18 protein-coding genes are annotated in these 21,201 nt (G+C 62.9%); 9 read left to right on the top strand and 9 right to left on the bottom strand.

What is annotated here, in order from left to right:
* From ABI546_RS06000 to ABI546_RS06035, 8 genes are all read right to left on the bottom strand, one after another.
* On the bottom strand, positions 1–258 hold a 258-nt coding region (locus ABI546_RS06000; protein WP_348045091.1), incomplete at its 3' end, for a F0F1 ATP synthase subunit C.
* Positions 259–276: 18 nt separating this feature from the next.
* Positions 277–975 carry a F0F1 ATP synthase subunit A gene (locus ABI546_RS06005; RefSeq protein ID WP_348045093.1) on the bottom strand — a complete coding sequence of 233 codons (699 nt, stop codon included), beginning with the start codon at positions 973–975 and terminating at the stop codon, positions 277–279.
* A 6-nt stretch (positions 976–981) separates the two neighbouring features.
* Entirely contained in the window at positions 982–1,431 is a 450-nt protein-coding gene (locus tag ABI546_RS06010; protein ID WP_348045095.1) for an ATP synthase subunit I, read from the bottom strand.
* Positions 1,432–1,437: 6 nt separating this feature from the next.
* The gene (locus ABI546_RS06015) at positions 1,438–1,773 is read right to left on the bottom strand and encodes an AtpZ/AtpI family protein (RefSeq protein ID WP_348045097.1); all 336 of its coding nucleotides are present in this window, start codon (positions 1,771–1,773) and stop codon (positions 1,438–1,440) included.
* Positions 1,763–2,152: a F0F1 ATP synthase subunit epsilon gene (locus ABI546_RS06020; protein ID WP_348045099.1), complete on the bottom strand. Its 390-nt coding sequence runs from the start codon at positions 2,150–2,152 to the stop codon at positions 1,763–1,765. The genes ABI546_RS06015 and ABI546_RS06020 overlap by 11 nt, the downstream gene beginning before the upstream one ends.
* Positions 2,142–3,686, bottom strand: coding sequence for a F0F1 ATP synthase subunit beta (gene atpD / locus ABI546_RS06025; protein ID WP_348045101.1), 1,545 nt, complete (start codon positions 3,684–3,686; stop codon positions 2,142–2,144). Before atpD ends, ABI546_RS06020 begins: the two co-directional genes overlap by 11 nt.
* A gap of 3 nt (positions 3,687–3,689) precedes the next feature.
* Positions 3,690–4,481 (bottom strand): polyphosphate kinase 2, encoded by a 792-nt coding sequence (ppk2, locus tag ABI546_RS06030; RefSeq protein ID WP_348045462.1) that lies wholly within the window; start codon positions 4,479–4,481, stop codon positions 3,690–3,692.
* Between the two features lie 134 nt (positions 4,482–4,615).
* A complete protein-coding gene (locus tag ABI546_RS06035) occupies positions 4,616–5,446 on the bottom strand; it encodes a PRC-barrel domain-containing protein (RefSeq protein ID WP_348045103.1) in 831 nt (276 codons plus the stop codon).
* Positions 5,447–5,657: 211 nt separating this feature from the next.
* Here ABI546_RS06035 and ABI546_RS06040 point away from each other — a divergent pair, with 211 nt between their 5' ends.
* Genes ABI546_RS06040 through ABI546_RS06080 form a run of 9 tightly spaced genes read left to right on the top strand, consistent with a single transcriptional unit; the run spans position 5,658 to position 19,985 of the window.
* The gene (locus ABI546_RS06040; RefSeq protein ID WP_348045105.1) at positions 5,658–9,500 is read left to right on the top strand and encodes a hypothetical protein; all 3,843 of its coding nucleotides are present in this window, start codon (positions 5,658–5,660) and stop codon (positions 9,498–9,500) included.
* A 26-nt stretch (positions 9,501–9,526) separates the two neighbouring features.
* Positions 9,527–10,552: a phosphogluconate dehydrogenase (NAD(+)-dependent, decarboxylating) gene (gnd, locus tag ABI546_RS06045; RefSeq protein WP_348045107.1), complete on the top strand. Its 1,026-nt coding sequence runs from the start codon at positions 9,527–9,529 to the stop codon at positions 10,550–10,552.
* Positions 10,549–12,003, top strand: coding sequence for a glucose-6-phosphate dehydrogenase (gene zwf, locus ABI546_RS06050; protein ID WP_348045109.1), 1,455 nt, complete (start codon positions 10,549–10,551; stop codon positions 12,001–12,003). Before gnd ends, zwf begins: the two co-directional genes overlap by 4 nt.
* On the top strand, positions 12,000–12,716 hold the full coding sequence (locus tag ABI546_RS06055; protein ID WP_348045111.1) for an HAD family hydrolase: 717 nt from the start codon (positions 12,000–12,002) through the stop codon (positions 12,714–12,716). Before zwf ends, ABI546_RS06055 begins: the two co-directional genes overlap by 4 nt.
* Complete coding sequence (tal, locus tag ABI546_RS06060) at positions 12,713–13,816, top strand: transaldolase (protein ID WP_348045113.1); 1,104 nt, start codon at positions 12,713–12,715, stop codon at positions 13,814–13,816. Before ABI546_RS06055 ends, tal begins: the two co-directional genes overlap by 4 nt.
* Entirely contained in the window at positions 13,813–15,489 is a 1,677-nt protein-coding gene (gene pgi, locus ABI546_RS06065; RefSeq protein ID WP_348045114.1) for a glucose-6-phosphate isomerase, read from the top strand. Before tal ends, pgi begins: the two co-directional genes overlap by 4 nt.
* 10 nt (positions 15,490–15,499) lie before the next feature.
* Positions 15,500–17,155: a phosphoglucomutase (alpha-D-glucose-1,6-bisphosphate-dependent) gene (pgm, locus tag ABI546_RS06070; RefSeq protein WP_348045115.1), complete on the top strand. Its 1,656-nt coding sequence runs from the start codon at positions 15,500–15,502 to the stop codon at positions 17,153–17,155.
* Positions 17,152–18,447: a glucoamylase family protein gene (locus tag ABI546_RS06075; RefSeq protein WP_348045116.1), complete on the top strand. Its 1,296-nt coding sequence runs from the start codon at positions 17,152–17,154 to the stop codon at positions 18,445–18,447. The genes pgm and ABI546_RS06075 overlap by 4 nt, the downstream gene beginning before the upstream one ends.
* The gene (locus ABI546_RS06080) at positions 18,447–19,985 is read left to right on the top strand and encodes a mercuric reductase (protein WP_348045118.1); all 1,539 of its coding nucleotides are present in this window, start codon (positions 18,447–18,449) and stop codon (positions 19,983–19,985) included. The genes ABI546_RS06075 and ABI546_RS06080 overlap by 1 nt, the downstream gene beginning before the upstream one ends.
* Before the next feature lie 461 nt (positions 19,986–20,446).
* On the opposite strand, the gene ABI546_RS06085 is transcribed toward ABI546_RS06080, so the two are convergent.
* Positions 20,447–21,175, bottom strand: coding sequence for an HAD family hydrolase (locus tag ABI546_RS06085; RefSeq protein ID WP_348045120.1), 729 nt, complete (start codon positions 21,173–21,175; stop codon positions 20,447–20,449).
* Between the last annotated feature and the right edge of the window lie 26 nt (positions 21,176–21,201).

The following is a 21,201-nucleotide window of genomic DNA, read 5'->3' on the forward strand; positions in this document are numbered from 1 at the left end:
CGCCGCGTTCCAGAACGGGTTGGCGAAGATCAGGATCATCGACACCACGAAGCAGTAGATGGCTGTCGACTCGATCATCGCAAGGCCGACGAAGAGCGTACGCGTGATCGTGGCCGAAGCGTCGGGCTGCTGGGCCAGTGCCGTGAGTGCTGTGGCCACGGCCCGCCCCTCGGCCAGGGCCGGGCCCATGGTGCCGAAGCCGGTGGTGAGGCCGGCGATGATGATGGATATCACCGCGATGAGGGTCAGGCTGTCCATGGAGTTGTCCTTGAAAATTTATGCCTTGGATGCGGCGGGTTTGTCGGGCTGCGGCGCAGGCCGCGTCGCAGCAGCCAGGTAGACGGCCGCGAGGATGCTGAAGATATATGCCTGCACCATGCCGGTCAAGAGGCCCAGCAGCGTCATTACCGCCGGAAAGAGAAACGGCGTGATGGTCAGCAGGATGCCGACGATCATCGCGCCGCTCATCATGTTGCCGAACAGGCGCACCGCGAGCGCTAGTGTGCGCGAGACTTCGCTGATGATGTTGAAGGGCAGCATGATGATCGTCGGCTCGATGTACGACTTGAGGTAGCCGCCCAGGCCCTGCTCGCGGATGCCGAACAGCGGCACCGCGACGAAAACGCACAGAGCCAGCGCGACGGTGGTCGATAGCGACCCGGTAGGCGGCTCATAGCCGGGCAGTACGGTCGCCAGCGCTGCGGCGGCCACGAAGAGGAACAGTGTGCCAAGAAAGGCTAGATAGCGCTCCGGTCTCTCGAGGCCGACTTCGCGGATCTGCTGCGTGATGCCCGTGATCACCATCTCGAGCAGATTCTGCCAGCGCGAGCGTTGGTGCTTGGTGGAGAGCTTGCGCGTGATCAGCATCGAGCCGAACGCCAGCACCGCCATCAATGCCCAGGTGAACACGATGGTGCCGTTGAGTTTGAATAGACCGTGTTGCCAGAAGATCAATTGGTCGGGTCCGAGGCGCATGGCGAATCAGGACGAGCCCGCCTCGCCGTGTGCGGAAGAGGCCTCTTTGCCATCGCTCCTCATGACGCTCACTGAGTCGCTGCTTTGTGCGCGGCTCCCTGAGAGAGTCGAGTTGACGCGGGAGCGACCGCGTGCCAACTCAATGGACAGGTGTGATGCAGCCGAGGGCTGCGTCTCCACGCGAGTGCTCAGACGAATAACCAGCCAACGGGCGGCCCAGAATCCGAGCAGACATGACAGCAACCTGCGCCAATCGCCCGCAGAAACGACCACGAACCCTGCGGCTACACCCGCCATGCGGAGCAGCAGGCTGACCCCGACCCACAGCGCCGGCCGAGTCGAATCGAACGCCCGGTGGATGGTCCACCTCAGGCCGCCGAAAAAGAGCAGACCGAACAGAATGCCAGCAACGCCGGCGAGCGCCAGTTCGAAGATTTGTGCGAGCGCGTCATTCATCGCCTGTCAGTCCTCCATCTCAGGTTTGGCGCGATGATCGGCTTCGTGCATCGCGCTGTCCTGCTGAGCCACCCAGCGCCAGGCGTTCAAGCAGCCAAGCACCAGGCCAGCCATCATCAGGGCCAGTGACCAAGGATGCGCACCGGGGTGGCGCGAATCGAGCCAGAGGCCCAATGCCGCACCCAACAGCGTCGGCACCACCACCGACCACCCGATCAGGCCCATCATGCCCAGACCCGACCAGACGCCCGGAGCGCCGTCGCGCCTGGCGATCATTTTGCGCTGCGCTTTGGCCTCGACCTGCTCGGCCAGAACGTCCGGCGGCGTCGGATCAGTCGGCATGGAACCTCGCGAAGCGGCCCACAAAGCCGCTCTCCAGCGCCAGCGCAGCCGCACGCGCGCCCTGCTCTAGCTCATCCAGCGTCAGGTAATCACGCAGCACCGCGTCGCGCAGTCCACCAAGATCTGTGCCGCATGACGCACGCCGCACCGCCACATGCACGTGGTTCCCGATCTTGACCAGCACGCCCTCGTCGACCGCCACAAAGACTTCGCCGCCGGCTTCGCTCTCATAGGTCAGGATGCCCGGCACAAGCGCGGCAACACAGTCACGCCGGCGCGGCAGTAGGCCAAACGACCCTTCGCGCGTTTCGGCAACGATGCGCGACACGCCGGTCTCATCGGCGAAAATGCGGAACGGTAGATATATCTCAAGGCGCATAGGCTGCCTCCGGTCGGTCTACCGCGGCCGGCGCCTTCTCGACTGGCGTGTTGTCCAGCGTGGCGTCGGTCTTTGCGTACGGCTTCGCGCCCGATTTCATCGGCGGGGCCGCGCCGATCATGTACAGCGCACTCTCGGGCTGATCCTTAAACTCGTCGTGCAGGATACGCTCGCAACCGTCCAAAGCGTCAGCCAAGCTGACCAACTGGCCCTGCAGGCCGGTGAACTGCTCGGTGGTGAAGAACGGCTGCGTTAGAAAGCGCTCGAGCCGCCGTGCCCGAGCGACGATGGCGCGGTCGCCTGGCGAGAGCTGCTCCAGGCCAAGCATGGCGATGATGTCCTTCAGCTCCGCGTACTGCGCCAGGGTACGGCGAATCTCCTGCGCCAGCGCGTAGTGGCGCTCGCCGACGATGCCCGGCGTGGCCATTTTTGAATTGGACTGCAGCGGATCGATGGCCGGAAACAGTCCTTCTCCAGCCCGCTTGCGCGACAGCACGATCGAGGCTGAGAGGTGCGAGAATGTGTGAACCGCCGCCGGATCGGTGAAGTCGTCTGCTGGCACGTAGACCGCCTGGATGGATGTGATCGCGCCGCTGTCGGTGTTAGCAATGCGCTCTTCCAGGGCCGACAGTTCGGTACCCATGGTCGGCTGGTAACCCAGGCGCGAGGGCATCTGCCCCATCAGACCGGAGACCTCGGAGCCGGCCTGAATGAAACGAAAGATGTTGTCGACAAGCAGCAGCACGTCGCGTTGCTCGTCGTCACGAAAGTACTCGGCCATCGTCAGCGCCGCTTGGCCAACACGAAAGCGCGCGCCGGGCGGCTCATTCATCTGGCCGAAGATCATCACCATGTTTTTGAGGACATCGGCCTTCTTCATCTCAGCGTAGAGATCCTGGCCTTCGCGGCAACGTTCGCCTATCCCGCAGAAGATGCTCACCCCTTTATTCACGCTTTCATGCTTACCGACCATGTTGTGGATCATCTCGGTCAGTAGCACCGTCTTGCCTACGCCCGCACCGCCGAATAGTCCCGCCTTGCCGCCAGTTTCCAGCGGTACCAGCACGTCGATCATTTTGATGCCGGTCTCGAAGATCGCCGAAGTAGTCGAGCGATGAATAAGTGGCGGCGGCTCGCGGTGCACCGAACGCCATGAGACGTTCTTCGGTTCGTCCTGGCGGTCGATGGCATGGCCGAAGACGTCGAACATGCGCGACAGGATGGCCTTGCCGACGGGCACCAACAGCGGCCCGCCAGTGTTGGACACTGTCATGCCGCGCGCCAAACCCTGCGTGGGCGTGAGGGCGATGCCGCGCACGTGCCTGGCATCGACGTGGGTCAGCACCTCGATCGCCATCGCGCCATCGGGGCCCGCGCGCAGCAAGGTGCGAATGGGCGGTAAGCGGCCGTCGAATTGCACATCCACCACGCTGCCGCGCACCGCGGTGATCACGCCCGCGTTCGCACCTGTCGACGGCTGCGCGTCGCTCGTTGCGGCAAGTGCACTGTTCGGAATCGGCGGACACGCGCTCATCGCTCAGGGCGCTAGTCGATGCGTGGAAACGCAGTCCGGCGTGAACTCGAAAACGATGTTTCGGTCGGGCGCAACCAACTTCTTGCTGCGGCCTGCGTAGTTCAAGCGGCTCAGGATGTCGCGCATCAGGTTCAGGCGCGCATGTCGCTTACTGTCGGTGCGCACGATTTGCCACGGCGCGACTGCGTTATGACTGCCCAGCAACATCGCATCGCGAGCCTCAGAATAATCATTCCAGTGCTTGGTTGCAACTGCGTCAATCGGGCTGCTTTTCCACTGCTTCAGCGGGTCTTGCCGTCGCTCGGCCAACCTCAGCTTTTGCTCATCCTTACCGATATCAAGGTAGTACTTGAGCAGCCGGATGCCCGAGTCGACCAGCATCTGCTCGAAGCGAGGCACCGACTGCATGAACTCCTTGTACTGCGCCTTCGTGCAGAAGCCCATCACGCGTTCGACGCCCGCGCGGTTGTACCAGCTGCGGTTGAACAGCACGAGTTCTTCAGCCACCGGCAGGTGCGCGACGTAGCGTTCGAAGTACCAGGCGCGCGTGTCCCTGTCCGAAGGCTTGCCGAGCGCGACGACCCGCGTTTCGCGCGGGCTCAGGTGAGCCACAATGCGCTTGATGCTGCCGTCCTTGCCAGCCGAATCTCGGCCCTCAAACAGAACTAAGATACGGTCGCCGTGGGCAATGAAATGACGCTGTAACTTGACGAACTCAACCTGCAGGTCGTGCAGCTCGACCTTGTAGTCTTTGTGCGAGATCGCCCGCTCCTCGTGCAGACCGGGGCAAGACATGCCGGCGCGACCGCCGCTGTTGACGTTTAGGGTGTCCAGCATCAGCGCCTTGGCGCCGGTCGCCACCGGTCGAGTATTGAGCTCTATCATCTTGTCGATGTGGCGTGGGCCAAATCGCTTACGTAGCCCGGGCGCTAGACGCGTGAAATCTCGGTTTCGCGCTTGTCGGCCTCAGCCCAGTAGCCGGTGCGACCGTAGTATTCGTGTAACCGGGCTTCGTCAGCGCGACTCGGAATTTCGACCGGGTCGTAGGCGGGCGCATCCTTCACGGCCTGACGCGTCAACTTGATCGAGACGGCTCCCGCTGCCCAGCTCACGTCTTCGATCCACGGCGGTGCGACGAGCATCCTGTGACCAACCCACCAGTTGCTGGTATCGACGATGAGGTAGCGCACGGCCCAGGTCTCGTCGTCGATCAGCATGCCGCTGACGTGTCCAATGTCCCCGTCGCTGGCGTGGATGTGATAGCCCGTGACCGCAGCGCAACTGCGCAAATGCGGATTTGCGTTGTCATCGCGACTCGCGTCTGCTCGAGCGCGGGCGTCCCGGGCCTCCGTTTCCTCGGCCTGCCGGGCCGGAATGCCACCGTAGCCCGACAGCATCATGTTCGGATACATATCTCCGCCCCAGTACCCCATACCGTCCCAATAGTACGGGTAGCCGTAGTAGCTGGAGTACTCCATTTCGTGCTGTCGCGTCACCGGCTTTTCGGAGTCGAAATTGGGGCTGTTCCGGACCTGCTCTTTGGTGATCGAGACCGGGAGAAGCCGCTTCGCCCAGTCCGGGTTGCCGATCGCGATAGGCGAGATAAGCACCTTTTTACTCGAGAGCCAGCCGCCGGCATCGACGACCAGATAGCGCACGACCCAGGCCTCGTCGTCCAGATACAGATCCTTCACGTGACCGATGACGCCGTCTACGGCGCCGATCGCGTAGTCGTGCAGTTCCTTGATGGTTCGCAGCATGGTTTCGCTCCTGTAAAAGTGGGTGAGATTCCGTCACCACCCCGTACTCTCGAGGCGGTACACCGACGGGTTACCGTGCGCCTGTTTGGTACAACACTAACCCCTCTGTCGGTCACGGTCTGTTCGCCAGCGCACAGACCGTGACCGTTTGTGCGCGCATCATGTAATGGTGAAACACGTCATCGCCTCGCCTGACGCGGCAAGTGCATCCATGCTTGAGCTTCAGCTCCTATCCAACGGCTCCTATCACGTAATGGTCACGACCTCGGGCCATGGCTACAGCCGCTGGAAAGGTATTGCCGTCACGCGTTTTTGCGAGGATACGGTGATTGGTCCTTCTGGCATGCAGTGCTACCTGCACGACGAAGTGGCCAGATGCAGCTGGCCCACCCTGATCCCACCGGGCTTGCTGCCATCCGAGGCCTGTGGGCATAGCTTTACAGAGAGCCGTACGAGCCTGCGGCAACGCAACCACGGCATTGAGACGCGCAGCGAGGTTGCGGTCTCGCTCGATGATGCTGCGGAACTACGCCGTGTCGTTGTTACAAATATTTGCAATCAGCAACGCACTCTCAGCGCGACGAGTTACGTCGAAGTCGTGCTCGACGCGCCGGCGACTGACTCGGCACACCCAGCTTTCAGCAAACTCTTCATTGAGACCGAAGTCGACGACGTGCTCCAGGCGATCCTCGCGACCCGCCGGCCCAGCACACCTGCCGACCCGACACCGTGGCTCTTTCACTTTGCGCTGGTCGATGGTTCTGCGGCGCAAGCGCCGTCGTTCGAGACCGACCGCATGCGTTTCATCGGGCGTGGCCGCGACGCAAGGCAGCCGCTGGCCATGGACAACGGTGCTGCGTTATCGGGCACCGCCGGTCCGGTGCTGGATGCCGTGGCCGCAATACGTGTCCCGTTCGTGCTGGAAGCCGGAGAGTCGATCACGATCGACTGGTTCACAGGTATGGCGGACACGCGCGACGCCTGCATCGCGCTGGCCCGCAAGCTTCGCAATATTCGCGCGGCCCCGAAAATGCTAGAGCAAGCCGGCTCGTACCGGCGCACCGTGCTGGGCATGCTTGGGATAAGCGATGCCGACGCGATCATCCATCAGCGCATGGCGGCATCGCTCATCTTCGTGACGGCTGCGCTGCGTGCCGATCCCGGCGTCATCGAGCAGAATCGCTGCGGGCAGTCGGGTCTTTGGCGGTTCGGCATCTCGGGTGACCTGCCGATCATGCTGTTGCGACTGGCTGGTCCCGAGCCGTCCGCCGTCGTGAACCAGATGGTGCGGGCGCAAGCCTACTGGAATGCATTCGGCGTTCACAGCGAACTGGCAGTGCTGTGCGCGCCGTCGCCTGGCGAGCCGACCTTCCTCGATGAAACGCGGCGGCAGATTGAATCGGGGCCCGGTGCCAGCCGTGTCGGAAAACCTGGAGGCATCTTCGTGCTCGACGACACGAAGCTCGACGACGCCGACCGCATCCTCTTGCAGAGCGTCGCAAGGATCGTAGTGAGTGGCGACAACGAGCTTGCAGCACTTTTTACGCACCGCCTGGACGATGCTAAATCAGAAGGTACACAAGCACCCGCGACAACTTCGATAACTGCGATAGCTGCAACACCCGACAATCCGACACTCGATTCGCCTGAAGGGCTGCGGGGCGCCAACGGGTTCGGCGGCTTCACGCCCTGCGGCCGCGAATACGTCATCGCAACTTCGGCGGCGCGGATGACACCCGCCCCCTGGGTCAATGTGATCGCAAACCCCTACTTCGGCACGCTCGTATCGGAAAGCGGCAGCGCAACGACTTGGAGCGAGAACGCACACGAGTTTCGTCTGACGCCTTGGTCCAACGACCCGGTGAGTGACCCCAACACCGAGGCGTTCTATATCCGCGACGACGCCAGCGGGTGTTTCTGGTCACCGACCGTGCTGCCCACACGTAGCCCCGGCGCGTATGCGACGCGCCACGGCTTCGGCTACAGCGTCTTTGAGCACACCACGGACAACATCGAATCGGAACTCCGCATCTATGTTGCGATTGACAGCCCGGTCAAGTTCTCGGTGCTGAGCTTGCGCAACCGATCGGAGCAGCAACGCAGGCTGTCGGTCACCGGCTACGTCGACTGGGTGCTCGGTGACGAACGCGCAAAGACGCGAATGCAGGTGGTGACGCAGGTCGATGCGCAGACGGGCGCACTGTTTGCGCGCAACGAATACAACACCGATTTCGCGGGGCGTACCGCGTTCTTCGACGTCGACGATGCGACCGGCGCCTGCGGCGACCGCGGCGACTTCTTCGGCCCGGTGGGAACCCTGGCCGCACCGGCAGCACTGGCACAGCCGCAACTGTCGGGCCGCGTCGGTGCCGCGCTTGACCCCTGCGCAGCCCTGCGCGTCGACTTCGACTTGGCGCCGGGCCAGACGCGTTTCCTGGTGTTCAGGCTCGGTGCTGGCAGGAGCGCCGATGAAGCCCGCGATCTGGTGCGCCGTTGGCGTTTGCCCGGGGCTTCAGGTGAGGCTCTCGAGGCCGTGCACGCGTTCTGGCGTCACGCGCTCGGCGCGGTGCAGGTCACCACACCCGACGCTGCGCTCAACACCTCGGCAAACGGCTGGCTGCTCTATCAAGTGATGGCGTCGCGCCTTTGGGGCCGCACAGCCTTCTATCAATCCAGCGGCGCATTCGGCTTTCGCGACCAATTGCAGGACGTGATGTCTCTGGTCCATGCCGCACCGGATCTTGTGCGCGAACACCTTTTGCGCGCTGCCTCACGCCAGTTTGTCGAAGGCGATGTGCAGCACTGGTGGCATCCGCCTTCGGGCAAGGGAGTCCGCACGCGTTGCGCCGACGACTTTCTGTGGCTGCCGCTCGCCACTTGCCGCTATATCGAGGTCACCGGCGACATCGGCGTTCTGGACGTTCGCTGTCCATTTCTCGACAGTCGGCCGTTAAAAGACGGCGAGGCTTCGAACTATGACCTGCCGAAAGTGTCGAGCGAGGTCGCCAATCTCTACGAACACGGCGTTCGCGCAATCCGCCGAGGCCTTGCGCGCGGGGCGCACGGTTTGCCGCTGATGGGGGGGGGTGACTGGAATGACGGCATGAATCTGGTGGGTGCGGGCGGCCAGGGTGAGAGCGTGTGGCTGGCATTCTTTCTCATCACTGTACTCAAACAATTTGCCCCACTCGCTCTGGCCCGTGGCGATGCGGACTTCGCCGAGTGTTGCAATCAGGAAGCGATACGTTTGCGCGAGAGCATCGGGGAATCGGCTTGGGACGGCGCCTGGTACCGGCGCGCCTGGTTCGACGACGGCACGGTGCTCGGGTCGGCGGCAAACGACGAATGCCAGATTGACTCGATCGCGCAGAGCTGGTCGGTGCTGTCGGGCGCAGCGCCAGCCGATCGTGCGCGGCAGGCAATGGAGTCCCTGAGCGAGCGCCTGGTGAATCGCGACACGCGGATCGTTCAGTTGCTGGCTCCACCCTTTAACACCAGCAAGCCCTCGCCTGGGTATATCCAGGGGTACCTGCCGGGCGTGCGCGAGAACGGCGGTCAGTACACGCATGCTGCGGTGTGGGCTGTGATGGCCTTTGCGGCGTTGGGCGATGCCGAGCGGGCTTGGGAGCTGTTTGCGCTGTTGAACCCAATGAGTCACGCGGGCGATACCGTGCAGGTAGATACCTACAAAGTCGAACCTTATGTCGTAGCCGGTGATGTCTACTCCAACGCGGCGCACGCCGGACGCGGCGGCTGGACCTGGTACACGGGGTCCGCCGGCTGGATGTATCAACTTGTCATCGAGTCATTGCTCGGTTTGAAAAAAAGTGGCAGCCAACTGCACGTGCGCCCACTCCTACCGAAGACGTGGACAACCTTCGATATGAGCTACCGCTTTGGCACTTCTACTTTCTCCATCACCTGCCGTAAAGCGGCGGCAGGCATTGTGGCGAATGTCGTCGTCGACGGCGTCGAAACCGCCGGTGATACGTTCATGCTGACCGACGATGGCTGCACCCACGTGGTGCTTGTCACTGTGGCTCGCCGGCAGTGATGGCAATAATCAACCAGGAGTAACGCATGCAACTTGGAATGATCGGCCTTGGGCGCATGGGCGCCAGCATGGTTCGGCGCGTGATGAAAAGTGGGCACACCTGTGTCGTCCACGACACACGGCCCGAAGCCGTGGCCGCGTTGCAAGCCGAGGGTGCGGTTGGTGCGTCGACCGTTGTAGATCTGGTCGCCAGGCTGACGCGGCCACGGGCGATCTGGCTAATGGTGCCCGCCGCCCTTGTCGATCAGGAGCTCGATATTCTTGTGCCGCATCTGCAAGAGGGTGACATGGTCATCGACGGTGGAAATTCGTTCTACCGCGATGACGTGCGCCGCGCAAAAGGTCTGAACGGTGCTGGCCTGCACTACGTCGACGTTGGCACCAGCGGCGGCGTTGCTGGCGAAGAGCGCGGCTACTGCCTGATGATTGGCGGTGAAGACGCCATCGTGCGCCACCTGACGCCGGTCTTCCTGGCACTGGCGCCGGGCATCGGTACGGCGCCGCGTACGCCCGGCCGCAGCGGCGAGGTCGCCCCAGCCGAAGAAGGCTTTTTGCATTGCGGTCCCTCCGGTGCGGGACATTTCGTCAAGATGGTCCACAACGGCATCGAGTACGGCGTGATGGCGGCCTATGCTGAAGGCCTGAACATCCTGCGCAACGCCAACATCGGCCAGCGCCAGCAGACCAGCGACGCCGAGACCACGCCGCTGCGCGACCCGGAGTTCTACCGCTACGAGTTGAACTTGCCAGAAGTCACCGAGGTCTGGCGCCGTGGCAGCGTGATCGGCTCATGGCTGCTCGATCTGACTGCCAGCGCGCTGTTGAAGGACCCGCAGCTTGAAGGCTTCAGCGGCCGCGTATCGGATTCGGGCGAAGGTCGTTGGACCCTCCAGGCGGCAATCGACGAAGCGGTGCCCACGCCGGTCCTCAGCGCCGCCTTGTACGAACGGTTCGCCTCGCGCGGCGAGGCCGGCTTCGCGAATCAGCTGCTCTCGGCGATGCGGCATGCCTTTGGTGGCCACATCGAGATTCCTGCGGGAGATCAACGATGAGCGTCGATACACGCGCCGGCCCGACTGCGGAGCAGCCGCATTCCGACGCCCTGGTAGTCTTCGGCTTCAGCGGCGACCTCGCCGCCAAGAAGATATTCCCTGCGCTCTACGCGATGGCAAAGAAGGGCCACCTGACGGTGCCGGTGATCGGCGTCGCGTCGTCGAAGTGGGGTGTCGACGAATGGCATGGCCACGTGCGCGACAGCCTGTTGCATCAAGATCACGAAGGCGGCATCGACGACCCGGTCGCGTTCGACCGCCTGATGGCGCTTCTGAACTATGTCAGCGGCGACTACAACGAGGCCGCCACCTTCACCGCTTTAAAGGCCGCACTCGGTGACTCAAAAAGCCCGGCGTTCTACCTCGCCATTCCGCCGTCTTTGTTCGCCACCGTGATTCAGAGCCTGGGCCAAACCGGGCTGGCGCGTGACGCGCGCGTCATCGTCGAAAAGCCCTTCGGCCGCGACCTTACCTCGGCGCGGGAGCTGAACGCGGTGGCACAAGCGGTATTCCCCGAGTCGTCGATCTTTCGCATCGACCACTACCTGGGCAAGGAGGCGATCATGAATATCCTCTATTTCCGCTTCGCGAACTCCTTCCTCGAACCGGTCTGGAACCGCCACCACATCGCCAGCGTGCAGGTGACGCTGGCCGAGGACTTCGGTGTCGGCGCGCGCGGCGCCTTCTACGAGAGCGCAGGCTGTCTGCGTGACGTGGTCGAGAACCATCTGTTCCAGGTGATCGCTCTGCTGGCCATGGAGCCGCCGGTGTTCCAGAGCTTCAAGGCCGTGCACAGCGCCAAGGCTAGTGTGCTGCGCGCGATGTTGCCGCTTAAGCCCGAAGACCTGGTGCGTGGCCAATACCTCGGCTATCGCGACGAACAAGGTGTCGCGAGCGACTCCGATGTCGAAACATTTTGTGCCCTGCGTCTCTACATCGACTCGTGGCGCTGGGCCGGTGTGCCTTGGTACCTGCGCGCCGGCAAGCATCTGCCGCGTTCTGTGGTCGAGGTTCAAGTGCAGATGCAACCGCCGCCACAGAAATTGTTCGACGATTCCGGGCCCGCCAGTGGCCGAGCCAACTACTTCCGCTTCCGTCTGCAGCCCGAGGCGGGCATTGCGCTGGCGGCTCGCATCAAGCGGCCCGGCAAGGAATTCGTCGGCGTTCAACGCGAGCTGTACCTTGGTGAAGACGATCCGGAGACAATGTCGACCTACGAACGCCTGCTAGGCGATGCGATGTCCGGTGACGGCGCCCTCTTCACCGACGAGGACGCGGTGATGGCGGCCTGGACGGTGGTTGATCCGGTACTGGCCGGGCATGGCGTCGCGCTGCCGTACCAACCAGGAAGCTGGGGCCCTGTTGCGGCCAACGCACTCATCGCCGGCGACGGCGGCTGGCACAACCCGGCAGTCGCCGTGCCACCTCCGATGGCTCGGACTCCACCATGACGGCGGAGTTGGTCTTCCTGCTCGACGTCGACAACACCTTGCTCGATGGCGACCGCTTCGTCAGCGACCTGCACGACCACTTGAGAAGCGAGTTTGGCGTTGCCTGCGCGCAGCGCTACTGGACGGTCTTCGACGGGCTGCGAGAAGAGCTCGGATACGTCGACTACTTGGGCGCCTTGCAACGCTACCGGCTCGACATCGAAGCTGGAAGCACTGACGAGCAGCGGCTATTGAGATTGTCCTCGTTCCTGATCGACTACCCGTTCGCTGATCGACTGTATCCGCGGGTGCTTGAGGTCATCGCACACCTGGGCCGCTTCGGCCTGACCGTGATCCTGTCTGACGGCGACGTCGTATTGCAGCCGCGCAAGCTGCAGCGCTCCGGTCTGTGGGACGCCGTCGGCGGTCGTGTACTGGTCTATGTACACAAGGAAACGATGCTGGACGCCGTGCAACGCCACTATCCGGCCCGACATTACGTGATGGTCGATGACAAGCCGCGCATTCTGTCGGCCATGAAGATGATCTGGCGGAATCGGCTAACCACAATCCTCCCACGCCAGGGCCACTACGCACTCGACCCGGAGACCGTCGCCATTGATCCGACCGCCGACATCACGATCGAGCGCATAGGGGAACTCGCCGACCTCGATCTCACTGCTCTGATGGCGCGGCCCGTCGATTTGAAACCCAATACCCAGGAGATGCTATGAATACCCACATTAATATCAACACCCGGAAGCTGCACGACCTGGGTCAGAGCTTATGGATCGACAACATTAGCCGGGAAATGCTGGTCAAGGGGACGTTGGCGCACTACATCACCGACTGCTCCGTGACCGGGCTGACATCGAACCCGACGATCTTTGAACACGCCATTGGCCACGGCAACTTCTACGACGAAGCGATTGCCCGTCTAGCGCGGCGCGGCCAATCGGCTGAGGAACTCTTCTTCGCGCTGGCGCTGGAAGACCTGACCACGGCGGCCGATCTGTTCCGCCCGGTATTCGATGCCACCGATGGGCTCGACGGCTGGGTCTCGCTCGAGGTGTCGCCGCTGCTCGCCGACAACGCCGCCACAACAATCCAGGCCTCAGCACGGCTGCACGAGGCGGCGAACCGACCGAACCTCTTCATCAAGATCCCGGGCACCGCAGCTGGCACCGAAGCCATCGAGCAATCGATCTTCGCCGGCGTGCCGGTCAACGTGACCCTCCTCTTCTCGCGCGAGCAGTACGTCGCGGCCGCCGAGGCCTACTTGCGCGGCATTGAACGCCGCGTCGCGGCGGGCCTGGACCCGAACGTGCGTTCGGTGGCCTCGTTGTTCGTCAGCCGATGGGACGTTGCGGTGCAGCAGGAAGTCACGCCGCCATTCCAAAACCGTCTGGGCATCGCAATCTCGATGCTTACTTACAAGGCCTATCGCGAGCTGCTCGCATCACCGCGCTGGCTGAAACTTGCCGAAGCGGGTGCCCGGCCGCAGCGGCTGTTATGGGCCAGCACCGGCACCAAGGACCCGGCAGCGCCCGACACGCTGTACGTCGAGGCACTGGCGTCACCAGACACCATCAACACGATCCCCGAGAAGACATTGCAAGCCTTCGCCGATCACGGCAAGGTAAAGGCCGTATTGCCCGTTGATGGTGGTTACGCCGAGGCGGTGCTGCAAGAGTTCAGGCGCGAGGGCATCGACGACGAGGCGCTGGCCGCACGCTTACAGCGCGATGGCGCCGAGTCCTTTACTGCCTCGTGGCGAACGCTACTGGCGCGCATCCACGAAAAGAGCGAGAACCTAGCCGAGTCCAGCGCATGACGGGTTCAGTGGTGTCCTTGCCAGCGTGGCAGTCGCTCTGCACCCAGCACCAAAAAACCAGCCAGACCCACCTGCGCGACCTATTCGCGGTTGATGCGCAGCGTGGCAAGCGTTATACGCTCGAGGCGGCCGGGTTGTATCTGGACTACTCCAAGAATCGCATCGATGACGGGACGCTGAAGCTGCTCGTTGCGCTCGCCACGGAATGCGGGCTGATTGAGCGCGTCCAGGCCATGTTTCGCGGCGACGCGATCAACACGACAGAGAAGCGCTCGGTGCTGCACATTGCGCTGCGTGCGCCAGCCACGCAGGTGCTGATTGTCGATGGCGTCGATGTCGTCGTCGAGGTCCAGGCGGTTCTGGAGCGCATGGCCGTTTTCGCTAACGCCGTGCGCAACGGGCAACGGCTCGGTCATACCGGCATGCGCATCCGCAACGTCATCAGCATCGGTATTGGTGGCTCTGACCTCGGACCCGTAATGGCCTTCGAGGCCTTGCGTTATTACAGCCAGCGCGATCTGACCTTGCGTTTCATTTCTAACGTCGACGGTACCAATCTGGTCGAGGCGACGCGCGACCTTGATGCCGCCGAAACGTTGTTCATTGTCTGCTCGAAGACCTTCACGACGCAGGAGACCTTGACCAACGCCCACGCAGCGCGTGCATGGGTCGTCGGCCAGCTAGACATACCCGACGCTGGCGCAGCGGTTGCACGGCACTTCGTCGCAGTCTCGACGAATGCGCAAGCTGTGGCGCAATTCGGCATCGCGCCAGAGAACATGTTTACGTTCTGGGACTGGGTCGGCGGCCGCTATTCGATGGACTCGGCGATCGGTCTGTCGACGATGATCGCCATCGGACCGCAGCAATTTCGCGACCTGCTGGCCGGCTTTCATGCAATGGATGAGCATTTTCGCCAAGCGCCGGTTGAAGAGAATATGCCCGCGCTGCTCGGGCTGCTGGCGATCTGGAACAACAACTTCCTTGGCGCGGCAACTGCTGCCGTGCTGCCCTATGACCAGTACCTGAAGCGCTTCCCGGCGTATCTTCAACAGTTGACGATGGAGAGCAACGGTAAGCACGTGACGCAGGATGGCCAGCGCGTCGACTTCGAGACCGCACCCATCCTGTGGGGCGAGCCTGGCACCAACGGTCAGCATTCGTTTTACCAGTTGCTGCATCAGGGTACGCGACTGGTGCCGTGCGACTTCATTGGCTTCTGCCAGGGCCTCAACCCGCTGGCCACCCCAAACGACAGGCAGCACGATCTGCTGATGGCCAACCTTTTCGCGGAGAGCGAAGCCCTGGCCTTCGGTAAGACTGCGGAACAAGTCGCCGCCGAAGGCACGACGCCCGCGCTGGTGCCGCACCGTGTATTCGAAGGCAACCGGCCGAGCAACACCATCCTGGCCGAACGATTGACGCCAGCAACTCTGGGTGCGCTGATCGCCCTCTACGAACACAGCGTCTTTACGCAAGGCGTGATCTGGGGCATAGACTCCTTCGACCAGTGGGGTGTCGAACTGGGCAAAGTGCTGGCGCAACGTGTGCTCCCCGAACTTGACCCCGCGAGCAAAGCGCCGCTGAGCCACGACAGTTCGACCAACACATTGATCGAACGTTATCGGCGCCAGCGCCGGCCCTGGACCGATCCGGTGGCCATCCAATCCTGACGAGCCCACGATGCCAACCCTTATAAGCCCTCTGGCCGGCAAGCCGGCGCCGCGTTCGCTGCTGGTAGACGTGCCCGGGCTCGTCACCGCCTACTACACCGGCATGCCCGATCCTGCAGTGCCGTCACAACGCGTGGTTTTCGGCACCTCCGGCCATCGCGGCTCGCCGTTCGAACTGTCGTTCAACGAATGGCATGTGCTGGCGATCACGCAGGCTATCTGCGAATATCGCCAGCACCAGCACATCACCGGCCCGTTGTTCCTGGGTATCGACACCCACGCGCTGTCGCAGTCGGCCTGCGCCAGCTCGCTTGAGGTGCTGGCTGCAAACGGCGTCGACGTGATGTTGGCGACAAACGACGAGTACACGCCGACACCGGCGGTTTCCCACGCGATCCTGGCGCACAACCATGGGCGCGATGGCCGCGGACTGGCCGATGGCATCGTCGTGACGCCGTCGCACAACCCTCCGGACAACGGCGGTTTCAAGTACAACCCGCCAAATGGCGGTCCGGCGGCCGCCGACATCACCGCCAGCATCGAGGCCAGCGCGAACCGTTACCTCGAATCCGCGTTGGCCGGTGTCAGACGCGTTCCGCATGCGAAGGCGCTCCGTGCGAAGACGACGCATCGCCATGACTTCCTCGACGCCTACGTCGCCGACCTCGACAATGTGGTCGACTTCGACGTGATCCGCGAGGCCAAGGTCCACATCGGCGTTGACCCCCTCGGCGGCGCTGGCGTGCACTACTGGGCGCGCATCGCCGAGCACCACCGCATTGACATCACTGTCGTCAGCGACGTAGTCGATCCGACCTTCAGCTTCATGACGGTCGACTGGGATGGCCGTATCCGCATGGATCCGTCGTCTCCCTATGCGATGCAGCGACTGCAGGGCATGAAGAACCACTTTGACATCGCATTCGCCTGCGACACCGACCACGACCGTCACGGCATCGTCACGTCCAAAGCGGGTCTCATGCCGCCCAATCAGTACCTCTCGGTCGCCATAGACTACCTGTTCAGGCACCGGCCGTCGTGGAGCGCTGAGGCTGCGGTCGGGAAGACGGTGGTCAGCACGAGTCTGATCGACCGCGTTGCAGTCAGGTTGGGCCGGAAACTCTTCGAAGTGCCCGTCGGCTTCAAGTGGTTCTCGGCCGGCCTGCTCGACGGCTCGCTCGGATTCGGCGGCGAGGAGAGCGCAGGCGCCAGCTTCCTGCGGCGCGACGGCCAGGTTTGGACCACCGACAAGGACGGCCTCGTGCCTGCGCTGCTGGCCGCCGAGATCACGGCACGCTGCGGGCGCGACCCGGCGCAACTCTATGCTGAACTGGTTCAACAACTCGGCGAGTCAGTCTCTGACCGCATCGAGGCGGTAGCGACGCCAGCGCAGAAGGCGTTGCTCGCAGCGCTGGCGCCGCCGCGCTTAAGCGCACGCGATCTAGCCGGTGAAGCAATCACGGCCGTGCTCGACCATGCACCGGGAAACGGCGCCGCGATCGGCGGCATCAAGGTCGTCACGAAGAGCGGATGGTTCGCCGCCCGGCCATCGGGCACCGAAGACATCTACAAGATCTACGCCGAGAGTCTCAAAGGCTACGATCACCTGCAACGCATCCTACATGAGGCGCAGGCCATCGTCGACAAGGCGATCACTTCGCCATGACCTCTACCCCGGCAGACGAGGCAGTGCTCGAGCGCCTGCAAAGAAGCGCGTTCGACTATTTTCGGCAGTCGTATAACCCGCGCAACGGCCTGGTGGCCGACACTACGCGAGCGGGTGCGCCGTGCAGCATCGCGGTGATCGGCTTCGCGCTGTCGGTCTACCCGGTGGGCGTCGAGCGCGGCTGGATGGGACGTGCCGACGCAGTGCAGCGCACGCTTCTCACCCTGCGCTTCCTCATGGCCAGCGACCAGTCGGGCAGCGCCCGGGCCACGGGTTACCGCGGTCTCTACTTCCACTTCCTCGATATGGACAGCGGAACGCGCGTCTGGCGCTCGGAGGTCTCGCTGATCGACACAGGCTTCCTGATTGCTGGGGTGCTGACGGCGGCAGCATACTTCGATGCCGACACGCCCGACAGTCTTGACGAGATCGAGCTGCGACGCCTGGCCGATGCGCTCTACCGCCGCGTCGACTGGCGCTGGGCGCAGCGCGAGGGCGGTGCGGTGACCCACGGCTGGAAACCGGAATGCGGCTTCCTCAACTATGGCTGGGAAGGCTATAGCGAGGCGATCCTGCTTTACGTGCTGGGCCTGGGATCGCCGACCCATGCGCTGACCGATCAAAGTTTCACCGCCTGGACCGCCACCTACCAGTGGGAAAACCTGTACGGGCACGACTTTCTATACGCGGGGCCACTGTTCATCCACCAGTTCTCGCATGCATGGATCGACTTCCGCGGTATCCGCGACGCCTTCATGCGCGAGAAGAACTGCGACTACTTCGAGAACAGCCGGCGCGCCACCCATGTTCAGCGCGAGTATGCGATTCGCAACCCCGCCAGCTTTATCGGCTATGGCCCAGACTGCTGGGGAATATCGGCTGGCGATGGGCCAAGTGCCAAAAGTCGCCTCATCGCCGGCCGAGAGCAGTCGTTCTATGGCTACGCGGCGCGTGGCGTGCCCTACGGCCCCGACGATGGCACGATAGCAGGGTCGTCTATGCTGTCCTCTCTGGTCTTTACGCCCGAACTCGTTCTGCCCGCGCTGCGCACCTGGCGAGCGCGCAGCCAACGTGACGAAGGCGAACTCGTCCGTGCCAGCGGCTTCAATGCCACGGTGACGGAAATGGGCCCGAACGGCTGGGTTTCGCAAGGCGAGTTCGGTCTCGACCAGGGAATGATCGTGCTGATGATCGAGAACTACCGCACGGGATTGCCATGGCGGCTGGGCCGTGGAAATCCGTTCGTGTGCGCGGGACTGCGTCGTGCAGGCTTCAAGGGAGGCTGGCTGTAATGCTCGCGACTTCGATGTTTCAATCCTATGCGCTGCCGCATCCACCACACGTCGGTCCCCACGACGATGAGCTCAATCTCAACGGCCACCCCGCCGACTGGCGCAACCCGCAGCCGCGCGAGCCCTACCATCTGCTCGTGATCGGCGCGGGGCCGGCCGGCCTTGTGGCCGCTCGCGGCGCCGCCGCGTTGGGCGCCCGTGTCGCACTGATCGAACGGCATCTGCTGGGCGGTGTCTCGCTGAACTACGGCTGCGTGCCGTCGCAGGCACTCATCCGGACGTCACGCGTGTATGCCGAGATGCGCAACGCCGAGGCCTACGGCGCCCGGTCGCCGCGATCCGTTGAGGTCGACTTCCCACTGGCGATGGAGCGCGTGCGCCGTATCCGCGCACGCGCTGCCCGTGTCGACTCGGCGCCACGCATCGCGGACGCTGGCATCGATCTCTTTTTTGGAACAGCCTCCTTCGTGGGGCCGGACATCGTCGAAGTCGACGGCCAGCGCTTGCGCTTCAAGAAGGCATTGATCGCCACCGGGTCGCGATCACTGCTACCAACGATTCCCGGTCTCGACGAAACGGGCTACCTGACGAACGAAACCCTGTTCGACCTGACCGCTTTGCCGAAAAGTCTGTTGGTAATCGGCGGCGGGCCGGTCGGTTGCCAGGTGGCACAGGCCATGTGCCGATTCGGCTGCCGTACCATCATCGTGCATGCCGAACCACTGTTTCTACCCAAGGAGGAACGCGATGCCGCCCTGCTACTTTCTGAAGCATTGGCGCGCGACGGCGTCGAGATTCATCTGAACACCATGGCCGTCAACGTGCGCGTCGAGGGCGGCAAGAAAATCATCGAGACACTCAATGACGGCAACGTCGCGACAATCGAGGTCGACGAGGTCCTCACCGGCATCGGGCGCCTGCCGGCGCTCTCGGGTTTGAACCTTGAGGCGGCGGGTGTCGCCTACGATGCTGACGAGGGCATTTCGGTCGATGATTTCCTCCGCACGTCCAACCGGCGTATCTTCTCCGCCGGCGACGTGTGCCTGGAGCATAAGTTCACCGACACCGCCGAAGCGTCTGCGCGCATCGTCGTGCGCAACGCGCTATGCTTCGGCCGAGAACGCCTGAGTATGCTGACGATTCCGTGGTGCACCTACACAGACCCCGAGATCGCCCATGTCGGTCTACATGTGCGGCAGGCACGTGAGCGCGGCATCCCGGTAAAGACCTTCACCGTGCCGATGCACGATGTTGATCGGGCGATTACCGACGGCGAGGAGAGCGGCTTTGTCAAGGTGCATGTGCGCGAAGGCGGTGATGAAATCCTGGGGGCCACCGTGGTGGCGCGCCATGCTGGCGAGATGATCAACGACCTGTCGCTGGCTATGGTCGCCGGTATCGGCCTGGGAACCATCGCACGGGTCATCCACGCCTACCCGACGCAGGCAGAGGGCATCAAAAAGGCTGCAATGGCATATAGAGAGACATCTGCCGTACGATGGATTGCTTGGGTGCGGCGCCGGTGGTTTGCACGCTGATTGCGGCGATTCCGGCCACTTTTTTTTCGGCAGCGTCATGGGGCTTCAGTGCTTAGCGATGCACAGTGACAACCGCCCACGCTCATTCTCATCGCCAGTGGATCGGAGGACGTCTTGATCCTGGCAACCGCCGACCGGCTGCAACGCGCGGGTATCGCGGTGCGCTGCGTGTGAATGCCCAGTCAATATCTGTTCGACGTGCAGCCGCAAAGCTATTGAGATGCCGCGCATCCGCCAAGCGTGTCTGCGCGGCTGAAGGTGCAAATAGGCGCGGAGCAGGGCTGGCATCGCTACATCGGTGACCGCAGTGACGTGATCGACGTTGAACGCTTTTTTTTGTATCCCTACGTCCGACATCTTGCTGCGTGCATCTTGCTTCACTATCGATAACGTCGCGCCACGCAGGCGCGTTAGCTACTGCGCGGCTGATGTTCGCCTCTAGCGAAATGCCACTCTGCGTTTCACTTTGACTGGGAAACTACGTGCGATGCAACGCATGGCTGTGAAAATAGGCTGGCGATATCCATATCGACCAGATCGCCAACACGCTCGACAGTGATATCCGGCACCGGGTGGAACTTAGCAGAAGCCGGGTCCAGAGCATAGTGCCCCTGCCGAGAGAGCACGGTCGTCAAACGGGCACCCAGCTCGCCCTTGACCGCAGCCAGTAGCTGCACCTTGTCGTCCACCATGACATAGTGTTTTGCTGGATGGAGACGCTGCACAGCTTCGACCATCCTCTCCTTGTGCACATAGATTAGAACTCGCCCTCTCACGGCGTCCCACAATCCGGCACGCTGGATTTTGCGCGGTTGGAACACCACGTCACCGTCCGACAAGATCACCGTCGGTCCGAACTGCTCAAGGTGGGCGATGACCTCGAGCGCCTGCGGGTACAAGCGTTCGGCGAACGGGTAGTCGATCAGATAGGTCGACATCAGGAGCAGCCGCTCATCGGCTGACACGCCGTGTTCGGCGTTGGCCCGGTAGCGTTGAAGCGCACCCAGGTAATCGGCGTAGCCCAATTCTTCGCGCAGTTCTTCAAAGATGCACCAGTACCGCGCCGCAGAGGCGGCGCCGAATGCGCGATCGAGATGTCGCCTGAGGTCCGAAACGATTCTGTCGTTATCGAGCAGCGTGTTGTCCACATCCAGCAAGAACACCACATCGGCCGCGAGTTTCGCGCTCATGCCTCGACTCCTGCACAGCTACAGCC

It is taken from the genome of Polaromonas sp. (genome assembly GCF_039932935.1).
In the GTDB taxonomy this organism is placed as follows: Bacteria; Pseudomonadota; Gammaproteobacteria; order Burkholderiales; family Burkholderiaceae_C; genus Polaromonas.